Origin of the sequence: Streptomyces sp. NPDC047130, from assembly GCF_040643475.1 — a bacterium.
Taxonomy (GTDB): Bacteria; Actinomycetota; Actinomycetes; order Streptomycetales; family Streptomycetaceae; genus Streptomyces.
This window is the reverse complement of the sequence record NZ_JBEYUK010000055.1, coordinates 1-10,750: the sequence shown is the minus strand read 5'-3', so window position 1 is coordinate 10,750 and position 10,750 is coordinate 1. Positions and strand designations below refer to the sequence as shown.

The 10,750-nt window shown below is 75.9% G+C and carries 10 protein-coding genes and 1 pseudogene; 5 read left to right on the top strand and 6 right to left on the bottom strand.

Annotation, left to right across the window (positions count from 1 at the left end; translation table 11 throughout):
• Window positions 1-22: 22 nt before the first annotated feature.
• Both ABZ836_RS30205 and ABZ836_RS30200 read right to left on the bottom strand, forming a co-directional pair.
• The gene (locus ABZ836_RS30205; protein ID WP_356130287.1) at window positions 23-517 is read right to left on the bottom strand and encodes an ATP-binding protein; all 495 of its coding nucleotides are present in this window, start codon (window positions 515-517) and stop codon (window positions 23-25) included.
• Between the two features lie 437 nt (window positions 518-954).
• Complete coding sequence (locus ABZ836_RS30200; protein ID WP_356129946.1) at window positions 955-1,329, bottom strand: STAS domain-containing protein; 375 nt, start codon at window positions 1,327-1,329, stop codon at window positions 955-957.
• Between the two features lie 359 nt (window positions 1,330-1,688).
• On the opposite strand from ABZ836_RS30200, the gene ABZ836_RS30195 reads away from it, so the two are divergent.
• Window positions 1,689-2,276, top strand: coding sequence for a sigma-70 family RNA polymerase sigma factor (locus tag ABZ836_RS30195; protein WP_356129948.1), 588 nt, complete (start codon window positions 1,689-1,691; stop codon window positions 2,274-2,276).
• Complete coding sequence (locus ABZ836_RS30190) at window positions 2,273-3,595, top strand: zf-HC2 domain-containing protein (RefSeq protein ID WP_361147532.1); 1,323 nt, start codon at window positions 2,273-2,275, stop codon at window positions 3,593-3,595. Before ABZ836_RS30195 ends, ABZ836_RS30190 begins: the two co-directional genes overlap by 4 nt.
• A gap of 64 nt (window positions 3,596-3,659) precedes the next feature.
• On the opposite strand, the gene purU is transcribed toward ABZ836_RS30190, so the two are convergent.
• The 4 genes from purU to ABZ836_RS30170 all read right to left on the bottom strand — a co-directional run bounded on the left by purU (window position 3,660) and on the right by ABZ836_RS30170 (window position 8,378).
• Window positions 3,660-4,541 carry a formyltetrahydrofolate deformylase gene (gene purU / locus ABZ836_RS30185; RefSeq protein ID WP_356129952.1) on the bottom strand — a complete coding sequence of 294 codons (882 nt, stop codon included), beginning with the start codon at window positions 4,539-4,541 and terminating at the stop codon, window positions 3,660-3,662.
• A gap of 182 nt (window positions 4,542-4,723) precedes the next feature.
• On the bottom strand, window positions 4,724-5,170 hold the full coding sequence (locus ABZ836_RS30180) for a hypothetical protein (protein WP_356129954.1): 447 nt from the start codon (window positions 5,168-5,170) through the stop codon (window positions 4,724-4,726).
• Window positions 5,171-5,312: 142 nt separating this feature from the next.
• On the bottom strand, window positions 5,313-6,734 hold the full coding sequence (locus ABZ836_RS30175; RefSeq protein WP_361147527.1) for a hypothetical protein: 1,422 nt from the start codon (window positions 6,732-6,734) through the stop codon (window positions 5,313-5,315).
• Between the two features lie 261 nt (window positions 6,735-6,995).
• On the bottom strand, window positions 6,996-8,378 hold the full coding sequence (locus ABZ836_RS30170; protein ID WP_361147524.1) for a transcriptional regulator: 1,383 nt from the start codon (window positions 8,376-8,378) through the stop codon (window positions 6,996-6,998).
• Window positions 8,379-8,603: 225 nt separating this feature from the next.
• Here ABZ836_RS30170 and ABZ836_RS30165 point away from each other — a divergent pair, with 225 nt between their 5' ends.
• From ABZ836_RS30165 to ABZ836_RS30155, 3 genes and pseudogenes are all read left to right on the top strand, one after another.
• Window positions 8,604-9,302 (top strand): bifunctional DNA primase/polymerase, encoded by a 699-nt coding sequence (locus ABZ836_RS30165; protein ID WP_356129960.1) that lies wholly within the window; start codon window positions 8,604-8,606, stop codon window positions 9,300-9,302.
• Between the two features lie 183 nt (window positions 9,303-9,485).
• Window positions 9,486-10,253: an ABC transporter ATP-binding protein gene (locus ABZ836_RS30160; RefSeq protein ID WP_356129962.1), complete on the top strand. Its 768-nt coding sequence runs from the start codon at window positions 9,486-9,488 to the stop codon at window positions 10,251-10,253.
• Between the two features lie 86 nt (window positions 10,254-10,339).
• A pseudogene (locus ABZ836_RS30155) lies at window positions 10,340-10,750 on the top strand (transporter); the annotation flags it as partial.

The following is a 10,750-nucleotide window of genomic DNA, read 5'->3' as shown; positions in this document are numbered from 1 at the left end:
GGCGGCCGGGGAGGCGGCGCCGTCAGACCGCCTCGTAGGCGAGCCCCCCGCACGCGGCGACACCCGTGCCGTACCCGACGGCCGCCGCCTTCCCGGGGGCCGCGGCGACCTGCGCCCCGCGGTCCAGTTCGCACCAGATCCGCTTGCCCGCCCCCTCCCGGATCCAGCCCCAGCGGTCCGCGAGGCCGTCCACCAGGGCGAGCCCGCGGCCACCCGTCTCGTCCTCGTCGCTACATCGCGGCACCGGAGCCCGGCAGTCCGCGTCGGCGACCTCCAGGCGGACCGGCGGCATCACACCGGCGGGCGCCTCGGCGGCACCCTCGGCCGGCAGCACCAGCCGCAGCACCGCGGGACACCCCGTGTGCACCACCGCGTTGGTCACCAGCTCGGACACGAGCAGGATCACCGTCTCGGCCAGCGACTCGTCCGCGTCCATGCCGGACCCCGCGAGCCGCGACCGGGCCCATCTCCGGGCCCTCCCCACTTCCGCGGGGTCGGGCCGGATCTCCAACTGCACTTGAAGCACCTGCACCGCTCACACCATCCGAACCGGCGGACACGACACGGAGTCACGGACCGTGACTCCCTTGACGCACAGCATGGTTGACACTGAGTCACCCCAACAAGCGCTTCGGGCATATTCCAGCGCGAAGGAGTACCCGTGCGGCATACTGTGCGACGACTCCCGCCGTGCGAGGCGTCCTCGCGCTAGGGCCGTTGGGCCCTGGCATCTCTCGCATTTCACCCAAGGTACCCGAGCGGCCCACCCCTCCGGGCGGCTGCCGGCCCCGGCCCTCCGGCCCGACGCGTCAACTCTCCGTGACCGCGCGGCGACAACGCTGCGTGACGTGCGCTTCGTGACCACGCAAGGGTGAACGCCGCCCGGAACCCCGCCGTCAACTGCTGCGCCGCTCCGGCGTGTTGCGGACGCCGCCACCCCGGCCGGGCCCCGGATCACGCCGACATGGGGCGCACGTCGTCGTCCAGGGCGGCCTCGGCGTCCGGGAAGACCTCGAAGAGCCGCCGCACACCGAGCGCGCCCAGCACCCGGTTGACGTGCGAGCCGTCCTCCGCGCCCGCGGCCGGGAGCACCAGCCGCAGGCGGCCGCCGCAGGACCGCAGCAGCCGCCGGGTGGCGATGAGCACGCCGACGCCGCTGGAGTCGCAGAAGAACACGCCGGAGAGGTCGACGACCACGCTGCGGTGCCCCGCGGCCACCGCGTCGTGCACCCGCCGCCGCAGTTCCGGCGAGGTCATCAGGTCCATCTCGCCGCGCACCCGGAGCACCACCCACTCGCCGTGCTCGGTGCCGGTCACCGTGAACGCCACTTCATGCCCCTAACTCGCCGGAGGCGGACTCGTGGCAGCGCCCCTGCCCCACGACACCTCCATGAAACACAGGGTCCGACCGGGAGAACCAGGCATCGACCGGCCACTTCCGGCCTTATTCGATCGAAAATTCTCACACACAGACCACTTGTGGTCGTTGTCGGGGGACAAGGCGCACACCGGCTGCCGCCCGGCCCGCAACCGCGCGACCCTTACCACGTGGGCACGTTCCCGGGACGCGGGTTTGCCGCAAAGGGCCCTGCGCGGCACCGGGCGCCGTCTACATTCGTCAGGGAGGGACCCCCGCCGGCGCGGGGGCGCGGCGGACGGGGCGCGGGGGACGACGGAGGGAGGGGACTGTGGCGAACGCCACGGACGGACCGGTCCGCGCGGACCGGAAGCTGCAGCAGCGGCTGGAGCGCGGCGAGGCCGCGGCGCTCGGCGAGCTGTACGACCGGTACGCCTCGCTGGTCCACGGACTGGCCAACCGCGTCCTCGACGACGAGCGGGCGGCCGACGCGGTCACCCGCGAGGTCTTCGCCCACGTCTGGGAGAACGCCTCCGGCTACGACCCGCGGCAGGGCCCGATGCGCAGCTGGCTCTCCGAACTGACCCGCACCCTCGCGGTCCGGCGGCTGCACGCCGCCGGCGCGGCGGCGCTGCGCCGCGAGGGCGCCGACCCGGAGGACCCCGAGGCCCGCGAGGAGCTCGAGGCCAAGGTGCGCGAGGCGGCCGTCGCGGCCCGCGCCGACTACATCGTGACCTCCATGCCCGCCCCGCTGCGCGAAGCGCTGCACCTCGCCTACCACCACCGCCGCGACTACCGCGGGGCCGCCGCCGACCTCGGCGTCACCGAGGAGGAGTCCCGCCGCCGGATGCGCCTGGGCCTCCAACTGCTGTCCACCGCCCGCACGGTGGCCACGCCCCGGCCGGGGGACGCGGGATGAGCCGCGACCCCGGCGCGCGCCACGAGGACCCGCGGGACGACGATGCGGCGGCGCGGGACCGCGGGCCCGGACGCCGTCCCGCCGCGGACCCCCACGCCAACCGGCCGCACGCCGGTCTCCGGTCGGGAACCACCGCCCCGGGCGGCACCCGGGCCGGGACGACGGGCGACGGCCGGTCCGCGGCGGCCCCCGCCACGCACGCCGAGCTGAAGTCCCTGCTGGGCGCGTGGGCGCTCTCCGTCTGCAGCCCCGCCGAGACGGCCGCCGTCGACGAGCACCTGTCCGGCTGCCACCGCTGCGCCGAGGAGGCCCGCTCGCTGCGCGACGCGGTCCCGCTCCTCCAGCGGCCGGAGAGCCTGGACCTCGACCCGCTGCTGCGCACCCGGGTGCTGGACGGCTGCCTCGACCGCCGCCCGCCGCGCATCCCGGTCCCCGAGTGGGCCGCGCCCTACGACGCGGAGACCGCGCGCCTCGACGCGCTGCTCCAGGACATCGACGAGGCGGAGTGGCACGCCCCGGTCCGGCTGCGCTGGATCGAGGAGGACGAGGAGCGCCAGCACCGCGCCACCGTGGCCAAGGTGATCGCCCACCTGATGGCGGTGGACGGCCTGGTCGCCGTCGCCCTCGGCCTCGCCGACCCGCTGTCCGCGCTGCCCGGGGTCGCCCTCACCGCGGGTTCCGGCACCCCGACCTCCCGCACCCGGGCCTACTGGGCCGCGCTCCACCGCCCGCCCACCCGTGAGGTGCGCGACCCGTGGCGGAGCCAGAGCCACGAGCTGGTGCGGACCGCCTCGTACACCGGCGGCACGTCCGGCGGGCTGCCCGTCGCCTACGGGCCGTGCGAGATCCCGCTGCGCGACGCCCTGCTGGAGCGGGCCTTCGCCTGCTGGGTGCACGGCGGCGACATCGCGGACGCGGTGAACTACCCGTACCGGCCGCCCGCCCCGCGCCACCTGCACGCCATGATCGACCTGGCGGCCCGCCGACTGCCGGAGGCCCTCGCCGCCCGGCGCCGGGCCGGCCGCGCCGCACAGCCCTCCCCGGGCGCCCGCCACCTGGTCTCCGCGGGCCGTCCGGGCCGCAGCCTGTGCCTGGAGATCGAGGGCCGCGGCGGCGGCGAGTGGCTGATCCCGCTCGACTCCCCCGCCGCGCTCCCCTCGGAGCACCACGTGGTGGCCCAGGTGGTGCTGGACGACGAGGAGTTCGCGCAGCTCGTGGCCGGACACATCCGCCCCAGGGACGCGGCGGCCGGACAGACCGGCGACCGGGCCGCGGTCGGCGACGTCCTCTACGCGGCGGCGTCCCTCAGCCGCCTGTAGGGCCTGTCCGGCGGAGCATGCGCAGGGGCCGCGGCGCGCTCTCGACCGCGCCGCGGAACGGGCCTCAGGAGAAGATCACCGTGCGGTGGCCGTTGAGCAGCACCCGCCGCTCCGCGTGCCACTTCACCGCGCGGGCCAGCGCCTGGCACTCCACGTCCCGTCCGACCGCGACCAGCTGCTCGGGCGTCAGCTCGTGTCCGACGCGCTCGACCTCCTGCTCGATGATCGGCCCCTCGTCGAGGTCCGCGGTGACGTAGTGCGCCGTCGCCCCGATCAGCTTCACGCCGCGCGCGTGCGCCTGGTGGTACGGCTTAGCGCCCTTGAAGCTCGGCAGGAACGAGTGGTGGATGTTGATGATCCGCCCGCTGAGCTGCTTGCACAGGTCGTCCGAGAGCACCTGCATGTACCGCGCGAGGACGACCAGCTCCACGTCCTCCTCGCGCACGATCTCCAGCAGCCGCGCCTCCGCGTCCTGCTTGGTGTCGCGCGTCACCGGCACGTGGTGGAACGGGATGTTGTACGAGCCCACCAGCTCGGCGAAGTCGGTGTGGTTGGAGACCACGGCCGCGATGTCCACCGGCAGGGCGCCCGAGCGCGCCCGGAAGAGCAGGTCGTTGAGGCAGTGCCCGAAGCGGCTGACCATCAGCAGGACGCGCATCCGCTCGCCGGCCCGGTTGATCTGCCAGTCCATGTGGAACGAGTCGCCGATCGCCGCGAAGCTGGCCCGCAGCTTGTCCACGCTGACCGGGGCGGGGGCCGAGAAGTGCACCCGCATGAAGAACAGTCCCGTGTCGTGGTCGCCGAACTGCTGGCTGTCCTCGATGTTGCAGCCGGTCATGAAGAGGTAGCTCGACACGGCGTGGACGATGCCCTGCTTGTCCGGGCAGGCGAGGGTGAGGACGTACTGCTCGACAGGTGCGGTGGCGGACGCGGACTGTTCACTCATGCCCGCCAGGGTCCCACATCGGTCCCGGCCGACGCGTGCGTGTCCGGATGCGGGACGCCCCCACAGGTCCCCCGCGGGGGCTCCCCCCAGGTCCCGCGGGACCCCGGTGACGTACCGCGGGACCCCCGGTGACGTCCCGCGGGACGCCCGCGGGAGTACGCGGCAGTGGTCGGGGCGGGCGCTCAGGCCACGCGCGTGAGGATGCGCAGCACCTCGAGGGACTGCGGCGGCGCGTCGGGGTCGTCGCCGTCGCCCACGGCCATCCGCACGTGCGCGTCCCGAGCGGCGCGCACCGCCTCCGGCCAGCCGGGGTGCGCCATGTACGCCGACACCGGCGCGTCCGGCCCGACCTGGTGCATGATCCGCAGCACCCGCAGCACCGCGGTGTCGACCAGCGCGGCCTCCTGCGAGTCCCGGAAGATCGTGCCGACGTACTTCTCGGCCGACCAGTTGTCCAGCCAGGTGTCCTCGACCAGGCGGTACACGGCGTCCGTGACGTCGCCGTACCCGTCCACCCCGGCCAGCCAGACGGTCTGCTGGAAGTTCGGGTCGGAGAGCATGTGCAGCGCCGACCGGACGTTCCCGCGCCAGCGCCACCACGGCATGTCGTTGAGGGGCATGACGCCCATGGTGGAGGAGCGACGCCCAGGACGGGAAGAGTTCACCGAAGTTTGCACGAGTCCCGATCGTACGTTCCGCCGCCCCGGGCAGGGCCCGCGGGCACCGGCGGCCGCCCGTGCCCGATGTCGCCGCGCGCGCCGGAACCGCAGGTCACAGCTGCAGCGGAGGCCGCTCCGTGAGCTTCCACTCCTTGGCGATGGGGTTCCACAGGCTCGACGCCTTCTGCTTCTCCGTGGTGGCGACCCCGCTCTGCTGGGCGGCGGCGCGGGTCTCCGGCGTGCTGCGGGCCTGACCCCGCTTGCACAGCTTGCCGCGCTCACGGGCGACCTGGTCGGCCCAGTTCGCGTAGTGCTCGTCGGCGGACTTCGACGCCTGCCACGCCTTGGTGAGCGCGGAGGTGAGGGCGGCGTGGTTCGGGAGCCGGTCGACCTCGATCTCGCCGAGGCGGGTCACCAGGTCGGCGCGCTGCTGGGCCGCACCGCGCAGCGCCTGGGCGGCCTCGCCCAGCTTGTGGCACTTCTTGACGTTCTCCACCGCCCCGACCACCGCGGCCCGGCTGTCGCCGCTGTCGGCGAGGAGCTTGTCCAGGGCCTCGGCCTGCGCCTTGACCGCGGCCTTCTCGTCGTTCTCGTCCTTCTCGGGGTCCTCCGCGGGCTTCTCGTCCGAGGCGGGCGCGGCGGCCCCCGATTCGGCGGCCACCGGGGTGCCCTCCCCGTCGCCGCCGCCGGCCATCAGGGAGCCGATGCCGATGCCCAGCACCACGATGCCGACGCCTGCCGCGGCGAGCATCGGGACGCGTCCGCCGCTGCGGCGGCCGGTGGCGGCGGGCCGGTCGTGGCCGCCGGGGACGGCGGCCCGGCCGCGGGCGGGACGCGGGGCGTCCGCGCGGAACAGGTTGTCGAACTCGGCCGGGGGCTGCCGGTTGTCGTCACCGCCGTGGCCGGGAACGGGCGGCAGGTACTGGGTGGCCTCGGCGTCACCGCCCGCGCCGGACGGCTGCGGCCCGGGGGCGGAGACCCGGCGGAGCATCCGGGTGTCGCGGTCCATGCCCTGCTGGTGCTGCGGGTGCCGGGCGGGCCGGCCGTCCCCGGCGGTCCTCCCCGGGACCGGGGTCAGGTACTGCGTGGCCTGGTCGACGTCGGCGACCGGCGGGAGGTACTGGGTGGCGGCGGCGTCGTCCGCCGCCGGTATCGGCGGTATGTACTGGGTGGCCTGCTCGTCGCCGTACCCGTTCGACGCGGGCGGCATCGGCACGGGGGACGCCGGGGACACCGGCGGCACCGGGGAGGGGCCCGGACCGGAGTGCGCCGACGGCGCCGACGGCCCGGGCGGCACCGGCGGGAGGTACTGCGTGGCCTCGGCCCCGCCGTACCCGGCCGCGCCTGCCGGGGTCTCCGGGGGCAGCGGGCCGGGACCGGGCGCGCCGGTGTAGATCTCGGGTGCGGAGCTCCCCCAGCCGCCGCCGTCCGGGCCGCCGCCGTGCCGGCCGGGGTCGGCCTGCGGCTCCCGCGGGTACGGCGTCGGGTCCGGCTGTTCCGGCGTCCACGGACCGCCGTGTCCACTCTGCGTCACCGGGGGCTCCTACAACATGGGGGGACTTACGGAATCGTCGGCTCACGCTACCCGCTCGCCCTCCGTGCCCTCCACCCAACCTCTCACCGACCGCTGCGAGCAGGGCAGTTGGGGCCGGCGCCCCGTTGGGTCCGGCCCCGCCCCTGCCCGAGCCCCGTCCGGCCCGACCCCGCCCCGAGCCCGCTCCGGCCCCGCTCCGAGCCCGCGCCGAGCCCGCTCCGGGCCCAACCCGCGCCCCCTTCCGGGGCGTCGGCCGGGGCCTCAGGCCGCCGCCAGGCGCTCGGTGAAGGCGCGCACCGGCGCCTCGGCGCGGTACGGGTCCAGGCGGTGCCGGAAGTCGTCCAGGTACTCCGCGCCCCGGTTGGAGCGCAGCGAGCCCAGCAGGTCCGCGGCGGCCAGCGCGGTGGCGCAGGCCTGTTCCAGCTCGCGCCGCTGGAGCTGGGCCGTGGCGAGCAGCACCTGGCCGATGGCCCTTCTGCGGGCACGGGTCTCCGGGTGGCCGTCGAGGGACTGCCGGGCGTACCGCTCCGCCTGCTCGGACCGCCCGAGGTCCCGGTGGCAGTGGGCGAGTTCGTCGGCGAGGTACGCCTCGTCGAAGTGACCGATCCACACCGGGTCGTCCCCGGCGTCGGTGGCCGTCCCGGCCGCCTCCATGGCGTCCAGTGCCCGCCCGCACGCCGCGTCCGCCGCGGCGGCGTCGCCCAGCACCGCGTGCCCGCGCGCCTCGGCGGCGTGGAACATGGCCTGCGCGCGGGGTGTGACCCGGCCGCGTGCGCCCTCCTGGGCGGCGCGGGCGAGCTGGGCGATCTCCCGCGGGTTCCCGAGCTGCGCCGCCAGGTGGCTCATCGAGGCGGCCAGCACGTATCCGCCGTAGCCGCGGTCGCCCGCCGCCTGGGCGAGGCGCAGGGCCTGGATGTAGTAGCGCTGGGCGAGCGCCGGCTGCCCGGTGTCCACCGCCATGTACCCGGCCAGCTCGGTCAGCCGGGCGACCGCCGCGAACAGGTCGCGTCCCACCGCCTCCCGGTAGGACCCCGACAGCAGCCCGGACACCACGCTGTTGAGGTAGTGGACCAGCACCGGGCGCACGTGCCCGCTGCCGAACCGGTGGTCGAGGTCGACCAGGGCCTGCGTCATCGCCTTCACCGCGGCCACGTCGGAGGGGCCGACCCGCGCGCCCACCGAGCGGGCGACCTGCGGGTCCGGCGAGGAGATCAGCCAGTCCCGGCTGGGCTCCACCAGCGCGGACGCCGCGACCGAGGTGCCGGCCAGGAAGTCGCGCCGCCCGACGTCGCTGCGCCAGAGCTCGCAGACCTGCTCCACCGCGCCGGGCACGGTGGGGGCGAACTGCAGGCCCACCCCGGTGGCGAGGTTCTTCCCGTTCGCCATGCCGATCTCGTCGATGGTGACGGTGCGTCCCAGCTTGCGGCCGAGCGCCTCCGCGATGACGGCGGGCGCGCGCCCGCGGGGCTGCTGGCCGCGGAGCCAGCGCGCGACCGAGGTCTTGTCGTAGCGGAGGTCGAGACCGTGTTCCGCGCCGCACAGGTTGACCCGGCGGGCCAGCCCGGCGTTGGAGCAGCCCGCCTCCTGGATGAGCGCCTGCAGCCGTTCGTTGGGCTGCCGTGCGACGAGTGGCCTGGCGGCCATGAGTACCCCCTGGTTGCTGGGTGCTGGTACTGCCTGACGGTGGACCCCTTGGAGCGGTCCGCCCGGGGTGCCGGGGCGGGCCCCCCAGTGGCTACCCAGCGCCCGCTCGCCCGCCGCCCGCGCGCCCCCTCGAATGCACCTGTGCGCCCCGTGCTCCTCGTGCACCGCCGTTACCTGTCCGCGTGTCCCGCGTAACCCGGACGTGTGAGGGGAGTTGAGTCGTGCGTGGAAAATACGATCTCCGGCACCGAAGTCACACCTATTCCGCAGCAGCGGGGCGAGGCGGTTCCGCCGTCCTCCCGCGTGGCCTCCCGGCCCGCGCCCGCTCCCTCGTCCGCGCGGGAGGCGGCGGCGCGCTACGCGGAGGACCTGCGGTGGCAGGTCGTCCCGGGGGTGTCGCTGGAGACGACGGCCGGGGTGGTGCGCTGTTCGTGCGGTGACGCGTCCTGTCCGCTGCCGGGGGCACACCCGGAGGACCCGGACTGGGCGGGCCGGGCCACGTCGAGCGGGGCGGTGGTCCGCCGCCTGTGGGGTGCCCGGCCGGACGCGGCGGTCCTGCTGCCCACGGGGCGGAGCTTCGACGTTCTGGAGGTGTCCGAGACGGCCGGTTTCCTGGCGCTGGCCCGCCTGGAGCGCCTCGGCCCGCCGGAGGGCGCGGGGCCGGTCCTGCTCGCACCGGACGGGCGGATGCGCTTCCTCGTCCTCCCGGGCGCGGTGGCCCTCGTCGCCCGCGAGGTCCGCGCCTCCGGCCGGCCCCCCGGGCGCCTCGACCTGGTGGCCGTGGGCGACGGCGGCTGGATCACCGCGCCGCCCACCCGCCACGGCTCCCGGGGCCCCGCCCAGTGGGTCCGTGCCCCGTTCTCCCACGCCCTCCCCGAGGCCGCCGCCCTTCTCCCCGCCCTCACCTACGCCTCCACGCGGTAGCCCGCGCCTGCGCCCGCCCCGGCAGCCGGCGCCCTCGCCTGCGCCTCCACGCCCGTCGACGCCTGCGCCTCCCCGCGGCAGCCGCCGACGGGCGGGCGGGAGCGGCGTCCTCGGGGGTGAGGGCGGCGGCGGATCGGCATAGGGTCGGGGCGTCACCGGGTCCGGTTCTGCGGAGGGGACGAGATGAACGCCGCCGTGCGGGTGGAAGGCCTCTGGAAGCGCTTCGGTGACCACGTCGCCGTGGCCGGGATCGACCTGGAACTGCCCGCGGGGCGGTTCGTCGGGCTGGTCGGGCCGAACGGCGCGGGGAAGACCACCACCCTGTCGATGATCACGGGGCTGCTCCGCCCCGACCAGGGCCGGGTCGAGGTCGTCGGGCACGACGTCTGGCGCGACCCGGCCGGGGTGAAGGCGCGGATCGGGGTCCTGCCGGAGGGGCTGCGCCTCTTCGAGCGGCTGTCGGGGGGCGAGCTGCTGTCGTACGCGGGGCGGCTGCGGGGGATGCCGGGCGGGGAGACCGACAGGCGGGCGGCGCAGCTGATGGAGGTGCTGGACCTGTCCGGCGCCCGGGACAAGCTGGTCGTCGACTACTCGACCGGGATGCGGAAGAAGATCGGACTCGCGTCCGCGCTGCTGCACAACCCCGAGGTGCTGTTCCTGGACGAGCCGTTCGAGGGCGTCGACCCGGTGTCCGCGCAGACCATCCGGACCGTCCTGGAGCGGTACACGGCGTCCGGGGCGACGGTGGTGTTCTCCTCCCACGTGATGGAGCTGGTGGAGTCGCTGTGCGACTGGGTGGCGGTGCTGGCCGCGGGGCGGATCCGGGCCGCCGGGACGCTGGAGGAGGTCCGCGGCGGGGCGCCCTCGCTGCAGCAGGCGTTCCTGGCACTGGTCGGGGCCGGCGACCGGGACGCGGGGAGCAGCCTGGACTGGCTGGGCGGCTCCCGGTGACCGGGCCGGGGGACCCGGCGGCCGGCGTCGGGCCGGTGGGGGCGCCCGGGGGGAACGTGCGGCGGCCGGACGGGGTCACCGGGGTGATGGTCCGGCTGAAGCTGTCGCTCCTGCGCAACGGGCTCCGCCAGTCCGCGGGCCGCCGCGCCGCGTACATCGCGTCGGCGGTGGTGGTGCTGCTCCTGGCGGCGCTCCAGCTGCTGGGGCTGTTCCTGCTGCGCGGGCATCCGCACGCCGCGTCCGTGGTGGTGCCGCTGACCGCGCTGCTGGCGCTGGGCTGGGCGGTGATGCCGCTCTTCTCGTCCAGCGGCGACGAGACCCTGGACGCGACCCGTCTGGTGCTGCTGCCGCTGCGGCCCCGGCCGCTGGTGCGGGCGCTGCTGGCGGCCTCGCTGGTGGGCATCGGGCCGCTGTTCACGCTCTGCCTGCTCGCCGGGTCGGCGGTCGCGGTGGCCCGCGGGGCGGCCGGGGCGGTGACCGGGGTGGTCGCGGTGGCG

What these genes read in the sequence shown, in the direction of transcription:
- ABZ836_RS30190 (WP_361147532.1), top strand. Translation starts at nt 2,273, where the DNA reads ATGAGCCGCGACCCCGGCGCGCGCCACGAGGACCCGCGGGACGACGAT.
- purU (WP_356129952.1), bottom strand. Translation starts at nt 4,541, where the DNA reads ATGAGTGAACAGTCCGCGTCCGCCACCGCACCTGTCGAGCAGTACGTC.
- ABZ836_RS30180 (WP_356129954.1), bottom strand. Translation starts at nt 5,170, where the DNA reads ATGGGCGTCATGCCCCTCAACGACATGCCGTGGTGGCGCTGGCGCGGG.
- ABZ836_RS30170 (WP_361147524.1), bottom strand. Translation starts at nt 8,378, where the DNA reads ATGGCCGCCAGGCCACTCGTCGCACGGCAGCCCAACGAACGGCTGCAG.
- ABZ836_RS30160 (WP_356129962.1), top strand. Translation starts at nt 9,486, where the DNA reads ATGAACGCCGCCGTGCGGGTGGAAGGCCTCTGGAAGCGCTTCGGTGAC.